At 65.7% G+C, this 15,678-nt stretch carries 15 protein-coding genes; 6 read left to right on the top strand and 9 right to left on the bottom strand.

Annotated elements, in window-relative coordinates:
- Positions 1 to 159 precede the first annotated feature (159 nt).
- From WEB52_15880 to WEB52_15855, 6 genes are all read right to left on the bottom strand, one after another.
- Entirely contained in the window at positions 160 to 801 is a 642-nt protein-coding gene (locus WEB52_15880; GenBank protein ID MEX2227914.1) for a class I SAM-dependent methyltransferase, read from the bottom strand.
- Between the two features lie 85 nt (positions 802 to 886).
- Complete coding sequence (locus WEB52_15875; protein ID MEX2227913.1) at positions 887 to 2,812, bottom strand: ABC transporter ATP-binding protein; 1,926 nt, start codon at positions 2,810 to 2,812, stop codon at positions 887 to 889.
- A 12-nt stretch (positions 2,813 to 2,824) separates the two neighbouring features.
- Positions 2,825 to 4,684, bottom strand: a complete 1,860-nt coding sequence (locus tag WEB52_15870) for an ABC transporter ATP-binding protein (protein ID MEX2227912.1) — start codon at positions 4,682 to 4,684, stop codon at positions 2,825 to 2,827.
- Positions 4,685 to 4,805: 121 nt separating this feature from the next.
- Entirely contained in the window at positions 4,806 to 5,522 is a 717-nt protein-coding gene (locus WEB52_15865) for a chlorite dismutase family protein (GenBank protein ID MEX2227911.1), read from the bottom strand.
- Entirely contained in the window at positions 5,515 to 6,579 is a 1,065-nt protein-coding gene (locus tag WEB52_15860) for an AsnC family transcriptional regulator (protein ID MEX2227910.1), read from the bottom strand. The genes WEB52_15865 and WEB52_15860 overlap by 8 nt, the downstream gene beginning before the upstream one ends.
- Positions 6,576 to 7,589, bottom strand: a complete 1,014-nt coding sequence (locus tag WEB52_15855) for an aldo/keto reductase (protein ID MEX2227909.1) — start codon at positions 7,587 to 7,589, stop codon at positions 6,576 to 6,578. Before WEB52_15855 ends, WEB52_15860 begins: the two co-directional genes overlap by 4 nt.
- A gap of 275 nt (positions 7,590 to 7,864) precedes the next feature.
- Between WEB52_15855 and WEB52_15850 the strand changes: the two genes are divergently transcribed.
- Both WEB52_15850 and WEB52_15845 read left to right on the top strand, forming a co-directional pair.
- Positions 7,865 to 9,541, top strand: a complete 1,677-nt coding sequence (locus tag WEB52_15850; protein ID MEX2227908.1) for a DUF885 domain-containing protein — start codon at positions 7,865 to 7,867, stop codon at positions 9,539 to 9,541.
- A 15-nt stretch (positions 9,542 to 9,556) separates the two neighbouring features.
- On the top strand, positions 9,557 to 10,141 hold the full coding sequence (locus WEB52_15845; protein ID MEX2227907.1) for a hypothetical protein: 585 nt from the start codon (positions 9,557 to 9,559) through the stop codon (positions 10,139 to 10,141).
- A gap of 206 nt (positions 10,142 to 10,347) precedes the next feature.
- Here WEB52_15845 and WEB52_15840 read toward each other — a convergent pair whose 3' ends face one another.
- Complete coding sequence (locus WEB52_15840; protein ID MEX2227906.1) at positions 10,348 to 10,974, bottom strand: hypothetical protein; 627 nt, start codon at positions 10,972 to 10,974, stop codon at positions 10,348 to 10,350.
- Positions 10,975 to 11,072: 98 nt separating this feature from the next.
- Positions 11,073 to 11,648 carry a DNA-3-methyladenine glycosylase I gene (locus tag WEB52_15835; GenBank protein MEX2227905.1) on the bottom strand — a complete coding sequence of 192 codons (576 nt, stop codon included), beginning with the start codon at positions 11,646 to 11,648 and terminating at the stop codon, positions 11,073 to 11,075.
- Between the two features lie 98 nt (positions 11,649 to 11,746).
- Between WEB52_15835 and WEB52_15830 the strand changes: the two genes are divergently transcribed.
- From WEB52_15830 to WEB52_15815, 4 genes are all read left to right on the top strand, one after another.
- On the top strand, positions 11,747 to 11,944 hold the full coding sequence (locus WEB52_15830) for a hypothetical protein (protein MEX2227904.1): 198 nt from the start codon (positions 11,747 to 11,749) through the stop codon (positions 11,942 to 11,944).
- Complete coding sequence (locus WEB52_15825) at positions 11,941 to 12,546, top strand: DoxX family membrane protein (protein MEX2227903.1); 606 nt, start codon at positions 11,941 to 11,943, stop codon at positions 12,544 to 12,546. The genes WEB52_15830 and WEB52_15825 overlap by 4 nt, the downstream gene beginning before the upstream one ends.
- Before the next feature lie 85 nt (positions 12,547 to 12,631).
- Positions 12,632 to 13,762, top strand: coding sequence for a phosphotransferase (locus WEB52_15820; GenBank protein ID MEX2227902.1), 1,131 nt, complete (start codon positions 12,632 to 12,634; stop codon positions 13,760 to 13,762).
- A gap of 70 nt (positions 13,763 to 13,832) precedes the next feature.
- Complete coding sequence (locus tag WEB52_15815) at positions 13,833 to 14,258, top strand: SRPBCC domain-containing protein (protein MEX2227901.1); 426 nt, start codon at positions 13,833 to 13,835, stop codon at positions 14,256 to 14,258.
- Between the two features lie 75 nt (positions 14,259 to 14,333).
- Here the strand turns inward: WEB52_15815 and WEB52_15810 are convergent, their stop codons facing one another.
- Complete coding sequence (locus tag WEB52_15810; GenBank protein ID MEX2227900.1) at positions 14,334 to 15,539, bottom strand: NUDIX domain-containing protein; 1,206 nt, start codon at positions 15,537 to 15,539, stop codon at positions 14,334 to 14,336.
- Positions 15,540 to 15,678 lie beyond the last annotated feature (139 nt).

Here is a 15,678-nt window from a genome sequence, read left to right as displayed (position 1 = left end):
GCGCGCAGGCGGTCGTCTTTGATGTAGCTCCGGCGTCAATCCGCCTTCGCTCGCACGGTCTACGGCGCCGGTTTCTCCCAGAGCATCACGCTGAACCATGGCACGCGAAACGCGCGCGCGAAGTCCGGGTGCGCGCGCAACTCCTCGGGAGGCGTGGGCTCAACGAAGCGTCGAAGAATAAGCCCGGCCTGCCATGTAGGCAGAGAGCGGTCGATGCCAGTTGCGGATGCGCAGGCCGTTCCACTCCAGAACCGCGCTCCATTCGGAACCGTAGTTGTCGATCGGCACGAAGAGCTCGTTGCCATCGTCATCGCGCTGCCAGCCGTGGTTCTCCGCAACGGACGCGCTAGCGAAACCAATGTTCACGGCGACAAGGCGGCCGCCTGGTCTGAGCGATCGCGCCATCTCCGCGATCGCTTCCACATAGCCCTCGATGTCGACGAGCGTGATGTAGCTGACGGCGAGATCGAAGGCGCCATCACGCAGCGACATGGCCTCGGCGACGGCGCGGACGGGCGACATGTTGCCGCGATCTCGGGCCGCAGCCACGAGCGCCGGAGTGGGATCGATGCCGATGCATTCGGCGCCGCGTTCGGCGAGCATGCGCGCGAAGCGGCCTTCGCCGCTGCCGACATCGAGCGCACGCCGCCCCGTCACATCGCCGCAAAGATGCAGGACGAGCGGATCAAGCATCTTGCGCGTCATGTCGCGCTCGATGCCCTCGATCCACGCCGGCGCGGAAGCGTGCCAGCCGCCATCGCGCGCGAGGCCATCGTCGGGAACGGTCAGATCGATGGACACAGGGCTGATGTATAACCGCGCTCGCGGCGTCCGGCAAGCACGTCGCCGCCAGCGGCCCGGCGCGTCGCCGCTAGATCCGCCTAGCTCAGTTACCGGCCGGAGCCGTAGCCGGCTCTTCCGCCTTCGCGGCGCCGTTCTTGCCGAGCGCGTGCTGCTCGTACGTCATGCGGTACAGGTTCGCGTAGCGGCCGCCGAGCGACAGCAACTCGTCGTGGCTGCCCTGCTCCGCGATCCGCCCGTGCTCCAGCACGATGATCCGGTCGGCGTTGCGGATCGTCGACAGGCGGTGCGCGATGACGAACGACGTCCGCCCTTCGAGCAGCGTCTTCAGCGCGCGCTGAATGACCTGCTCCGTGTGCGTGTCGACGTTGGCCGTCGCCTCGTCGAGGATGAGGATGCGCGGCCGCGCGATGATCGCCCGCGCGAAGCTCAACAACTGCCGCTGTCCGACGGAGAGGTTCATGCCGCGCTCGTGCAACTCCGTGTCGTAGCCATCGTCGAGCCGCATGATGAAGTTGTGGGCGCCGACGAGCCGTGCTGCCTCCTCGACATCTTCGACCGTGGCGTCCGGGCGCCCGTAGCGAATGTTGTCCGTGACGGTGCCGGAGAACAGGAACGGGTCCTGCAGGACGATGCCCGTCTGCCGCGCCAGGCTCTGGTGCGTGACGTCGCGGATGTCGTGACCATCGACGGCGATCGAGCCTTCGTTGATGTCATAGAAGCGGAGCAGCAGCGACGTGAGCGTCGTCTTGCCGGCGCCCGTCTGACCGACCAGCGCGATTGTCTCGCCGGGGCGCACGTGCAGGTCGATGTTCGCCAATACGGGCACATCCTCGACGTAGTTGAACGTCACGTTGTTGAAGTCGACGCGCCCGTCCACTTCGCCTAACTCCAGTGCGTCCGCCTTGTCTTCAAACTCCGGCTTCGTGTCGAGCACCTCGATGACGCGCTCGCCGCCGGCCATCGCGCGCTGGAGCTGCGTGTACTGGAGCACCAGGTCGCGCACCGGGTCGAAGAGCAACTGGAGTTGCAGCACAAACGGGATGAGCACCGCGATCTCGAGATGGCCGTTCATCACCCGATAACCGCCATAGCCGATGACCAGCGCCATCGCGACCGCCACCGTGATCTCGACGAGCGGCATCACAGCCGCCGTCAACCTGCCGGCGGCGACGTTCGCATCGAGGTTCTGAGCGTTGATGCGGTCGAAGCGCTTGGCGTTCTCGTCCTCGCGCGAGAGGCTCTGGATCACGCGCACACCGGAGACGTTCTCCTGCAGGTTCGCGTTCACCATCGCGATCGCCTGGCGCACGCGGATGAACGCTTTGCGCGAGTAGCTCTGCCAGACGAGCATGGCGATGACGAGCACGGGAATGACGGTGAATGTGACGAGCGCGAGTTGCCAGTCGAAGTAGAGCAAAAACGCGACCGAGAACGCGATGCCGACGATGTCGCCGAAGATCGTCAGGAAGCCGCTGGTCATCAGCTCTTGCAGCGACGTCACGTCGCTGGTGACGCGCGACATCACGCGACCCACTTCGTTGCGGTCGTAGAAGCGCAGCGAGAGCTTCTGGAGATGCCCGAACATCTCCTTGCGGAGCTTCAGCAACAGGCGATGACCCATCCAGCCGGACATCGTGAGCTGCAGGAACGAGAACACAGCCGCGCCGGCCGCGAGCCCCAGGTAGATGAAGCCCCAGCGATTGAGGTCGTCGAAGTTGGTCCGTCCCGCCGCATCGATGAGCCCGCCGACGGCGAGCGGCATGGTGCGCGTGAGGACGGCGAAGCCGAGCGTGCCGGTGAGCGCCAGCAGCAGGCGCATGCGGTATGGCGCGACGTATTTTGCCAGCCGCGTGACGACGCGGTGGTTATAGACGGAGCCAAGCTCGTCGTCGCTCCAGCCGTCGGTGCTGCGCTGCAGGGAGTTCGGACGAAGCTGGCCCCCTGGCCCGCCGCCGAAGTGTCCGCCGCCGCTCCAGCCACCGGCTGAACCGCCGCCCCAGTACGCCAAGTTGTCCTCCGCTCAGGCGCCGCCGGCGGCGGTCGCCGCCTCGGCCTCTACCTGCACTTCTCCGAGCGTCTCGAGGCGCTTGCGCTCGCGCTCGTACGCTTCCTCCTGGTCCCGCAGCTCCACGTCGTAGATCTGGCGGTACAGGCCGTCCTGCTCAATCAGCTCTTCGTGACGGCCGCGCTCCACGATCTGGCCGCCCTTCAGCACCAGGATCTGGTCGGCGGTGCGCACGGTCCGCAACCGCTGCGCGATGACGAACGTCGTGCGGCCCTTCATCAGTTCGGCGAGTGCCTGCTGAATCAGGTATTCCGTCTGCGTGTCGACGCTCGATGTCGAGTCGTCGAACACGAGGATCTTGGGGTCGAGCAGCAGCGTGCGCGCGATCGAGATGCGCTGCTTTTGACCACCCGAAAGCGTGATGCCGCGCTCGCCGACCCAGGTGTCGTACCCGTCGGGCAGTTGTTCGATGAATTCGTGTACGCGCGCCAGCTTCGCAACATGCACGACGTCGTCGTTTGAGGCGTTAGGGGAGCCGTAGGCGATGTTCTCTCGGATCGTCGCTGAGAACAGGAAGACGTCCTGCTGGACGATACCGAACGTGCGCCGCAACGACGACAGCGTCACATCGCGGATGTCCACATCGTCGATCGTGATGCGACCGCCGGTAACGTCGTAGAAGCGTGGCATAAGATTGACGACCGTCGACTTGCCGGAGCCGGTCTGGCCGAGCAGCGCGACGACCTGGCCGGGCTTCGCATCGATGTCGACGCCGCGCAGCACGGGGCTGATCGTGTCATAGCCGAACGCCACGCCGTCGAAGCGCACGTGGCCCTTAACGTCGGTCAGTTCGGCTGCGTTCGCCTTCTCCTGCACCGCCGATTCGGCGTCCAGGATGTCGTAGATACGCTGGCCGGACGATTGGGCGCGCGCCCACAGCATGGTGATAAAGCCGATGCTCCGCACCGGAAGCTGGAGCATGGCCAGGTACAGCAGGAACTTCGCCAGCTCACCCGCCGTCAGGTTGCCATCGGCGATCTGGTTCGCGCCGACCCACGCCGTCGCGACCATCGCGAGCGACCAGACGCCGGTGAGCAGCGGTGTGTACTTCGCCTGGAGCTGGCTTGACATGTAGGAATTGTCGAACAGGTCCGCAGCTTCGGTATCGAACTTGTGCTGCTCGTTGTTTTCGCGTCCGAATGCCTTCACCACGCGCATGCCGCTCAGGTTTTCCTGCAGCACCACGCCCAGGCGTCCTTGCAGTTCCTGCGTGCGCAGCATGATCGGCCGTAGTTGCGACGTGAAGCGGATCGCCAGGGCAGCGGTGATCGGGATGAAGATCCAGCTGATCATCGCCAACTGCAAGTTCGTGGTGCCCATGAGGCTAAGCGTCGCGATCAGCAGCACCGCGATGTAGACGAGCCGGATCGCGCCCATGCTGATGAACATTCGCACGCCTTCGACGTCTTGGGTCGCGCGCTGCATGATCTGCCCGGTCTGCGCTTTGTCGTGGTAGGCGAAGCTCAGCCGCTGCAGGTGGTTGTAGATGTCGTTGCGGATGTCGTACGCGCAGCGCTGCGCGAGCCACTCCGCCGTGAACGTCTGAAAGTACTGGAAGATGCCCCGGAACGCTGCCGCCCCGACGATCAGCCCGGCGGCGATCATCAGCGTCCGCTCATCGCCCAGCGCGACGTCGACGCCGCCGACGGTCTGGATGTCCAACCCGGTGTCGATGGCGTACTGCACGAGCCACGGACCTGCGAGTTGGAACGCCGTCAGTCCCGCAAGCGCGCCCCAGACGAGGAAGACGCGCTGCCGGTAAGGCAGCGCGTAACGCAGCAGGCGCAGAGGTACGGCTAGTTTGGTGGGGGCCATGACGCGGAAGTCTAACAGACCCTGACGTGCACGTAAAGGTAGGCGGACGCTGGAAGCTGGAAGTTGGAAGCGGAGGCGGGAGGCGGGGAGGCGGGAGGCGGGAGGCGGGACGCGGGGCGGTCTAGCGGGCCAACGCGCCCGCGCGCACGCGAAACTCGTCGACGAGTTGTGACGGCGTGCGCAGGACGCATGTGAACATCGGTGTGTCGCGCAGCGTGTACGAACTGGCGCGCGTGTAGCGCAGGTCCTGCACGAGGTCCAGGAACTCCGCCGGATCCGTGCCCTCGAACGCAACGACGAATTCCTGATCGTCGATGCCGTAGCTGTAGCTCGTGTTGATGCGGATGCGCGGGTACTTTTGCCCGACGGCGACGTGCTCGCGCATGATCTGGCCGCGCTCCTCGCTGGAGAGCTTGTACCACTCGCGCGTCTTCACCATCGGATAGACGAAGACGTACGGCGCGCCGTCCGGGTACGCGCGCAGCGCCTCGCGCTCCGGGTCGGTCTCCTTGCGTGCATACGGCGACGGCTTCGTCATCGAGATGAAGTTGTGCGACAGCACCAGGTGGTCGCCGGCCGCCGTCGCGCGTACGTTGCGTTCGAACTGCTGCAACGGCTCCGTGCCGGCTTCGGTCTTCAGCCAGACGCCGAAGTCGGTGTCAGCGCGCAGCCCGACGATGCTGTAGCAAAACTGCCACGGCGCGACGGGCATGGCGAGCGCTTCTGCCAGTTGATCGAGGTCGCGCGAGCGGTCATCGGTGCTGAGGGCGCGCCACGAGTCGGCGAATCGATAGAACGCCCAGCGCATGTACTCGCGCTGCGAGGACGGCTCAGGCATGCGACGCGCTCCCGCGCAGATGCTCGCGTTCCCACTCGTCATACGCCGGCGTGAAGTACTCGAGGCGGATCTTCTTGAACTCGGTCGTGCTGTACAGCACGGCGTAGTCCTTCAATCCGTGCTGGTCTGCGAGCTGTTCGACGAAGGCTTCGCACTCGCCCTTCTTGCGCGCGTGGATCATCGTGAAGAGGTCGTACTTCCAGTCTTCATACGTCGGGCGGCGATAGCAGTGGCTGATCGTCGTGTAGCCGGCCATCGTCTGGCCCATGTCGTCGACGGCGGCGTCACCGACGTTCCACACCGCCATGCCGTTCGCGCCGAATCCGGCCTTTCGATGCCGCAGGATCGCCGCAAAACGCCGCAGGAAGCCGCGCCGCTGCAAATCCTGTAACTCTTCGATCAGCCCGTCGACGGTCGTGCCGAGGCCGCGGGCAGCGGGTGCGAACGGATCCGGCTCGAGCGGCAGGTCGCCCTGCACGGCGCGGATCACGTCCCTGTCGCGCTCGGTCAGCGTGTGCTGTGACGCCACCTCGCGCTGGCTGTGCGTGTATTGCGGCGCCGAGCGGTCGTCGATCTTGCGCTCGCCGGTCATGTCCAGCGTAACGCCGATCTTGTACAGCTTGAGCGTCGGCAGCATGCGGGTCGAGGTGGCGCCGGCCGCCTCGTGCAGCACGTCGACGTGCGCCTGCAAGTCGGCGCCCGGCGGCACGGCGATCGTGAACCACATGTTGAAGGCGTGCGTGCGCTTGTAATTGTGACTGACGCCGGGGTGCGCGTTGACGACTCTGGCGGCACGCACCAACTGCGCATCCGGCACACTCATCGCGACGAGCGACGTCGCATAGCCGAGTGCCTTCGTATCGAAGATCGGGCTGACTTGCCGGAGCACGCCCGATTCACGCATCGCCGCCACGCGTTCGATCGTTTCCTCCTGCGAGATGCCGATGCGCTGCGCCAGTTCCGCGAACGGTTCACGGATCAGCGGGAACTTGTCCTGCATCTCGTTCAGCAGGTGCTGGTCGGTGGCGTCGAGCGCAACTCGCGCGGCCGTCGTCATCGCGCCGCCGCCGCGGTGGCATTCTCGGCCGCCTGCTCCAGCCCGAAGTTGGACTCGTACAAATCCTGGATGCGCGCCAGCTCCTCCGACGTGAGATCGGGGATCTCGCAGGCGCCCGCGAACTCCGCCATCTGCTCGCGGTCGTAGATGTTCGGCAGCGCCGACGCGATCGCGGGCTGCGTGAACAGCCATTTGAGCGCCACCTGCCCGAGCGTCGCACCGGGGCGCCCTTCGACGAGAAACTGGAGTTGCTCGACCTTCTTGATGCCGTTAAGCAGCCACGATCGCGGGCGGTGGCGACGATGGTCGTTCTCGGCGAACACGGTGTCTTCGGTGTACTTGCCTTCGAGCATGCCGGAGCTGTGCGGCACGCGCACGACCACGCCGACCCCACGCTCCGCCGCGGCGTCGATGTGCGCGCGGCCGGGATCTTGCTCGAGCAGGTTGTAGATGATCTGCATGCCATCGATGTTCCGCTCGCGTACTGAGCGCACCCCTTCGTCCTTCCAGCCGATCGCCGGACCCAGCGCGACGCCGTAGCTGCGCAGTTTGCCTTCGCGCTTCAGCGCTTCGAGCGTGTCGAACGTCTCGTCGTTGTCGATCGTGTCCATCTTCGGGTTGTGCAACTGGTAGAAGTCGATACGGTCGCGCTGCAGGCGACGCAGACTCTCTTCGACGGCCTTGCGAAGGTGCGCCCCGCTGAAGTCCTGCGGGATCTCCTGCTGGCCGCGCCGCCGCTCGGGGTACGAGTAGAAGTCGTAGCCGCCCTTCGTCGCGATGATCACGTCAGGGTCGTTGCCGAACGCGCGCCCGAGTTGCTCCTCGGAGCGGCCGTTCCCGTAGCTGTCCGATGCGTCGAAGAAGTTGATCCCGAGCGCCTTCGCATCGCGGAACATGGCGATGGCGTCGTCGTCGGTGTAATCGCCCCACCAGCCGGTGCTCGTCGTCCAGACGCCGAAACCGACCGCGGAGACGTCGAGGTCGGTGTTGCCCAGCCGCCGGTATTGCATCGGACCTCCCATGAGCGAAGCGACCTTAGTGCGCGATTGCACTATTGATCGGAGGGCGGCGCTGCGCCACCGAAAACCTGTGGATATATACGCACGCTACGTTCGCGTCACGTCAAGCGGGGCCGATCGGCCCGTGGCGGCAATGCGCGTGGTTCCTGACCGGCGACGCTCCTACAACCACGGACGAAGATTGGCGACAGACAACCAGCCACGGGCATCACCCTGCGGGGACAACCCACTGCGGCGCCGCCCGCGCCCTGCGAACGGAGTACAGCATGTCGCGCGTCTATGACCTTGCGCACCGGTACGTCGACGAATTCGTCGCGCTCGATCCGCTGGCGGCGACGCGCCTCGGCATTCCGGGCCATGACGCCGAGATCAGCGACCTTTCGCCCGCCGGCGCCGCAGCTTCCGTGGCGCACGCGCGCAAGACGGTAGCCGAGCTGCAAGAGACGCCGGTCGAGGGCGAAGCCGACCGCATCGCGCGGGACGTCATGCTCGACCGTCTCGCCGTGCAGATCGACCTGTACGGCGCCGGCGAGCAGTACATGTCGGCGCGCACGCTCGGCAGTCCGCCGGCGGGATTCCGCAGCGTCTTCGACCAGATGCCGCGTGCGACGGCGGAAGACTGGTCGAATATCTCTTCGCGCCTGAACAAGTCTTCGCAAGCGCTCGACGGTTATCGAGAGACGCTCGCTGAGGGCACCGCAAAGCGCCGCACCGTCGCCGCGCGGCAGGTGCGCGAACTGGCGCGGCAGGCCGAGGTGTGGAGCGGTCAGAAGCAAGGCCAACCATCGTTCTTCAGCACCATCCGCGCTGACTTCGAACGCAGCGGGATCGGCGACGACGCTCTGCGCGCCGACATCGAGTCAGGTGTGCGCGTAGCGGACGAAGCGTACGCGTCGCTCCGTCGCTATCTGCTCGAAGAATATCTGCCGCACGCCGTCGAGCGCGATGGCTCCGGGCGCGAGCGCTACCAGCTCGGCGTGAGCAACTTCGTCGGCGCCGCGCTTGATCTCGATGAGACGTACGCGTGGGCGTGGGACGAACTGCACCGCCTCGAGCGCGAGATGGAGACGACGGCGGAGCAGATCAAGCCGGGGAGCACCGTCGAAGAGGCGCGGGCGCTGCTCGACAGCGACCCCGCGCGCCAGGTGGAGGGCGTCGAGGCGTACCGGGCGTGGTTGCAGGAGAAGCACGACGACGCGCTCGACAAGCTCGATGGCGTGCACTTCGCGATCGACGAGCGGATCCGGCGCATCGAAGTGATGATCCCGCCGCCCGGGGGCGCGCTCGCGGCGTTCTACACCGGGCCGTCCGAAGATTTTTCGCGGCCCGGCAGGACGTGGTTCCCCGTCGGCACGCGCACGACCTTCCCGAAATGGACCGACGTCACGACCGTCTACCACGAAGGCGTGCCCGGTCATCACCTGCAGGTCGGCGCGACGAAGTGCCTGGACCTTTCGCGGTACCAGCGCATGCTTGCGTTCGTCTCCGGCCACGGTGAGGGCTGGGCGTTGTACTCCGAGCGCCTCATGGCCGAACTGGGATTCCTCGACGTGCCGGACTACTACATGGGCATGCTCAGCATGCAGGCTCTACGCGCCGTCCGCGTCATCGTCGACATCGGCATGCATCTCGAACTGCCGATCCCGAAGAACGAAGAGTTTCACCCGGGTGAGACGTGGAGCCACGACCTTGCCGTCGAGTTCACGATCGAGAAGACGGGCATCAACCGCGAACTCGTCGCGAGCGAGATCCTGCGTTACCTGGGCTGGCCGGCGCAGGCGATCAGCTACAAGGTGGGCGAGCGCCGCTGGCTCGCCGCGCGCGACGAGGCGAAGCGGCGTCAGGGCGCATCGTTCGACCTCAAGCGCTTCCACACCGACGCGCTCGGCCTGGGGCCGATGGGGCTCGCACAGCTCGAGACGGAACTGGCGCGGATGGCTTAGCCTAAGCAGGACACCATGGACGGGACTAACAAACAGGATCCACCTCCGAAGATCTATCGCAACCCGGCGGATCTGAGTCAGATAATCCGAATCATGCCGGGAGATCCGCGCCGCCATCCGGGCGACGTACGACGCGGGCCCTATGTCGTCGTAACCGGTCCGAAGATCGAAGCAGAACGGAGTAGGCCTGTTCCACTCGCCGGCAATCCAGAATTAGACACACCGAAGGACGAGCGCGACAAGGAGACGACGCTTGACGGCGGGCTGCGCGGGGCCGTTCTTAGCGAGGTCGTCGACTATGACCTGTGGCTGTGGGAGGTTTTCTCCGAATCGAAACGCCTGTTCAGGGACCAGCCAGATCACGTGAATCAAAGACTTTCCGCTCTGACAGTCGCTGAGATGGTTCAAGAGAACCTCGTGGTTCTCGTCCGCGGCAACCGCTTCAAAGGACAGCTGGATCAGCTGTACTCTGAAGAAGCCGTGCGTTTGATCATGACCGAGGAAAGCTGGCGTGTTCCCGTCACCGACCAGGAGGAGCTGCAGATTCGCATTACCGATGTCGGCTCCGACACTTTCCTCCAGAAGCTGAGCGCTTCCTAGAGGTCTCTCAACACTGGGTTGGGTCACGGAGCAAGATGTGGGGCCCGAAACACGGCCTCACGTGATCGTCGACCAGCCCCCGCGAAATCCTGCGCTACCTGGGCTGGCCGGCGCAGGCGATCAGCTACAAGGTCGTTTCCACACCGACGCGCTCGGCCTGGGGCCGATGGGTCTCGCGCAGCTCGAGACGGAACTGGCGCGGATGGCTAAGTAGAAGGCGTCGCGGGAAGGCGGCGTAGCGAGAAGGTCGCGGCAGCCACCCAGATCGGAAGCGCCACCAGCGGCCCGACGGATAGGCCAAGCAGCAGGAACGCCGCAAGCGGAAAGCCCGCGTACGAAACCCAGCGCGGCGCGGAGCGTTCTTTCAACGTCACGATCGATGAGGCGACGATCATCGCCGCCGCGGGGATCACGGCGAGCGCGCACAGCAATACGTAACCAAGCTGCGGCGGTCCGGCGGCGCCGGACGCGAACTGCCCTGTATCGCCGAACCCGCGACCGAATGCCATGCTGAGCGATACGGTCATGAGCGCCGCCGCCGCGACGACGATCAGGAGGCCGGCGAGCGCACCCGCAAGGCCTGCGACATCCGGCCACGATGCTTCGTTATCCGCGACGCGAAGCGCGCGGCGCAGTTGTACGGCGAACCATATGAGCACCATGCCTGAAGCCGCGAGCAGATAGCCGCCGACGATGTCACGCGCCCGGTTGCCCCGCTCGGCGAAGTACTCGTCGAACGTGGCGTCGGGATCGCCGAACGTGCCAAGCAACTCACCCAGCAGAACGCCCCCCGCGACGAACAGCACGACGAACGCAGGCCCGGCGATGGTCATGTGCGACTCCTCTGGTTCATGGCGCCCCCCTCATCGATCGTCGCTGCCCCAGCGACGCCAACGTCCTCTATCCGTGACCGTTGCGTCAATCGGGTGTACTATCCGCGCTTCTGGGACCTGAAGCACGACGTCACGTGATCGTCGACCAGGCCGGCCGCCTGCATGAAGGCGTAGCAGATCGTCGAGCCGACGAACTTGAAGCCGCGCTTCTTCATGTCTTTGCTCATCGCGTCGGACTGCGGCGTCTTCGCCGGCACCTCGGCGAGCGATGACGGCGAGTTGATGCGCGGCGCACCATCGACGAAGCGCCAGACGTACGCATCGAACGAGCCGAATTCACGCTGCGCGTCGAGCACGCGGGCGGCGTTGTTGATCGTCGCGAGGATCTTTGCGCGATTGCGCACGATGCCGGCATCGGCGATCAGTGCTTCGACCTTGCGCTCGCCGTAGCGCCCCACCGTCGCCGGCACGAATTGGTCGAACGCGCGACGATAGCCTTCCCGTTTGCGCAGGATCGTCAGCCAGCTCAACCCCGCCTGCGCGCCCTCCAGCGTCAGCAGTTCGAAGAGCGCCCGGTCGTCGTGCAGCGGCACGCCCCACTCGTCATCGTGATAGGCGATGTACAGAGGGTCAGACGTGGCCCAGGAACAGCGCGTAGGCGTGCCATTTGTCATGCTGTGGGTGCCCTTTGCCACTACCAATGCGCGTCCGGAGGACGCACTATATCGGTGCGGCCTTCGCTGCTGGAGGCCTAGCGCAAAGGAGGTCAGGTATGGAAGGCGCTCTTGCGCTCGTGGCGGGCATCCTTGCCTGGGCGGGCGTCGCCGCGGTCGCCGTGCTCATGGTGCATTTCTTCCAGGACGACAATCAGATCCTCGCGTTCATCCCGATCCTCATCGCCGTGGTCATCGCCTGGGCTATCGGTGAGGTTGTGACGCGACGCGTCTTCGGCGAGGAGGCGCAGCGATGAGCATCATGGAGCGCGCATTCACCAATCGCGAGCTGCGTGATCCGTCGTGGTTCGCGGCGATCTTCAACAACACGTCCATGGCGCCGCTCTGGCTCCTCGCGCGCGCGTATCTCGGCTACCAGTGGCTGCTGGCGGGCTGGCACAAGGTCTGGGGTGACGAGCGCTGGATCGCCGTCGAAGGCGAAGATGGCCAGCCACTGCGAGGATTCTGGGTGCGCGCCACGGAGATCCCGGAGCAGGGACAACCACGCATCACCTACGACTGGTATCGCGACTTCCTGAATTACATGATCGACCACGAGTGGTACACGTGGTTCGCCTGGATCGTCGCCTTCGGTGAGGTGATCGTCGGCATCGCGCTGATCGTGGGGTTGTTCACGGGCCTCGCGGCGCTCGCCGGTGCGACATTGAACTTCAACTTCCTGCTCGCCGGAAGCGCCAGCACCAACCCGGTGTTGTTCATCATCGCCGTGCTGATCCTCATGGGCTGGAAAGTCGCCGGCTGGATCGGCATCGACCGCTGGTTGCTGCCGGCGCTCGGGACGCCGTGGGATCCCGGCACGGTGGTGCGGGAGACGGCGCGGACGGTGTCGCAGCGCTAACGGCCACCGAGCGTCGGCCATGCGCACGCGCGGCTTAGCGCGGCGCTCACTTGAGCCTCACGCACTGCTGTGCCATCAATCCCCCGTGATCGAGCCGCAGATCTCCGACGACGAACTGGTCGCGGGCGTGCGCGCGGTGCGCCGCGATGGCGCGAGCGTGCGCATCAAGAAGCGCAAACGCCTGCGTCCGACGGCGGGGCTCACGGGCTCGTATTTCGAGCGCGTCCAGCTCGAGATCGCCGGCGCGAAGCAGAAGGCGATCCTGAAGCAGGGCGAGTTGCCCTACGGCCCTCCGACGAGGGAGCATGCGTTCTTCGCCACGCTCGCGCACGGCGTCCCGATGCGCGTCCCGGCCCTTTATGGCATCGGCCCAGTACCGCAGAACGGCGGCGATGGCTGGGTGCTCATGGAGGCGCTGCCGCGCGGCCGGCGCATCATCGAGTGGGCGGCCGAGGAGACGCCGCGTGCGCTCCGCAATCTCGCGGCCCTGCACGCACAGTACCTGGGCGCCGCGCCTGCAGGGCTGGTGCGGCCGTTCACCCGCGACCTCGCCTACATCTTCTCCTTCCTTGAGGGCGGCATCGAAGCCCTCCGCCAAAAGTACGCCGCGTACCCGCACTTCCCGCGCGCCGTCGGCGAGCGTTCGCTCGAACTGGCGTCTCAGCTCGCACAGCGGCCCGATATCTTCCGCCGCGCCTTCGAGCGCTCGCCGGAGACGCTCCTGCACGGCGACTATCATCGTGGCAATCTCCTCGTGCGCGATGGCGAACCGCACGTCGTCTTCGACTGGCAGTTCGTGTGCGCCGGGCCGCCGGCCTACGACCTGGCGGTGTTCTGGCTGTACATGGGCGCGGTCAACAAGCCGGGCTTCCTGCGTTTCTTCGACCGCATCGCGGTCGTGCCGCGCGACATGACGTGGCAGCAGGTGCTCGAGGTCTACTGCGACGAGTTGTCACGCCTGCGGCCGGACGCCGACATCGCCGCGATCACGTCGTGCGCGGATCATGCGCTGGCGTGGGAGCCGTTCCGGCAACTGACCTACATGGGACGCGGGCTGGATAACTTCGCGGGCTACATGAACTTCATCTATCGCGACCATCGCAAGATCGGCGGCTGGTTCGCGCGCTGGGTCGGCATCGAAGAGGGTTTCCGGTTGTACGGCGAGGTCTTCGCCGACTTCGAGGAGCGCGCCGAACGCCTGCTGGCGTCGGGGTAGATCCAGACGGGGCGACGACCCAGTATCTCTAGCAGGGGCGTGAACCGCCCGGCATGAGGAGGCACGCGCAGTGAAGTATTACGAAGCCGGCACGACGATCAACGCCCCACCAGGACGCGTCTGGTCAATCCTCATCGACGGGGCGAAGTACCCGGAGTGGGACGCGGGCGTCGACCGCGTCGAGGGCACGATCGCGGCCGGTGAGACGATCAAAGTTGTCTCTAAGGCCAATCCCGGGCGTGCGTTCCCGGTGAAGGTGACGGGGTTTGAGCCCAACGAGTCGATGACGTGGTCCGGTGGCATGCCGCTTGGGCTGTTCAAAGGCGTGCGCACCTTCAAGCTCACCCCGAATGGCGATGGCACGACGCGGTTCGATGCGCGGGAAGAGTTCACCGGCCCGTTGCTGCCGCTGATCTGGCGTTCCATGCCCGATCTGGGACCGTCGTTCCAGCAGTTCGCCGACGGCCTGAAAGCGCGCGCCGAAAGTGTCGTTTGAGCGACGCGGTCTGGAATATCGACTGCCGCACGGTGGATGGTGCCGGGACGGATAACGTCGCGTAACCAAACTCGCTCAGTCCACCGATGCGAAGATCTCCTCCGGTTCGCGCGCCGCGACCTTGCGCAGTCGCGCCCGCCTCACGGCGTCTTCGATCGACGATAACTGCGCGAGCGCCTTGCGCGTGTCCGATGCGACGCGCGCGGGTTCGGCGTTCTTCACGCGGTACTTGAACAGCCAGTACATGAACTCGCGCAACTCCGAGAGCGAGATCGTGCGTCCGGCGCGCTGGCCTCGCTCCGCGCGGAACTCGGCGAACAGTTCGGATCGGCCGCGGCCGTAGATGCGCTCGTAGAGCGGATCCCGCGCGTGCTCGGGGTCGCGCGGATCCTTGATCGCCACGCTGACGAGCTCCTTCACGAGATCGAGCTCCACGGCGTACTGCAGCGCCTCTTCGACGATCACGCCGTACACGTAGTTGAGGTGCGCGCGATGCTTCGTCTCGCCGATCATCTCGCGCAGCCGCTCGTCGGCGATGCGCGCGCCGTGCTCCTCACCGGGCGCCCGCCCTTCGAACAGCAGGCGCTCAGCCTCGTCATCGGGCACCGCGTCCGGGGCTTCTCGAAGCAGTCGCTCCGCGAGCAGCAGCCAGTCGAACGCTTCGCCGCCGATGAGATAGCGGAAATGCCGGGCTCCGACCTGTTCATCGGGCTGTTGCCAGAGCGCGATCGCCTGCATGAGCGCTTCGAACCACGGCTCACCGGCGTCGATCGCGCCGCGGAAGTGCTCGACCGGATCGACGGCGTGCGCGTGGTCCTCGAAGGCATCGCCGCGCAAGTACCGCGCGTAGACCGGTGCCGCAAAGAAGTCTTCGAGCACCTCGCGGTGGTTGTAGGCGATGTCCAGGCCATCGATGCCGTCCGGACCAAGGAAGCGCAGTTCCTGGCCCTCGCCGCAGGTCATCTCCTCGACGGGCGTCTCGCACGGCGCATGAAACAGGTACAGCTCGAAGTCGGACGAAGCTCTTGTCGCGGCGTTGCGCTTGCCATCGGTCGCGCGGCGTCCGTTAAAGTAGTAGGCGCGGAACGGCTCGATGCGGCCCGGCGTGAGGCCCGTCTCCTCCTCGGTCTCGCGTCGCGCCGCCTTTTCCGGCGACTCATCGCCCTGCGACGCACCGCCGACGATACCCCAGTGGCCCGGGAACATGATCTTCGGGTTGTCATCGCGAAGCTGCATGAGCACGCGTCCCTGCCTGTCGACCAGCAGAATGCCGGCGCTCATCTTTCGGGGGACATGTCGTGGTTCGGTCAATGGTCCTCGCGCTGACTGCAACGCGCGTCCGAATGCAGACGCAGTCTTTCATTATGCGAGATCGGCGGCGAGATTTACAGCGCGTGCGTTGGTCGCCAGTCGTCGGTCT

The sequence above is a fragment of the Dehalococcoidia bacterium genome (genome assembly GCA_040902535.1).
Taxonomy (GTDB): Bacteria; Chloroflexota; Dehalococcoidia; order DSTF01; family JACRBR01; genus JBBDXD01.
This window is presented reverse-complemented; position numbering and strand designations above follow the sequence as displayed.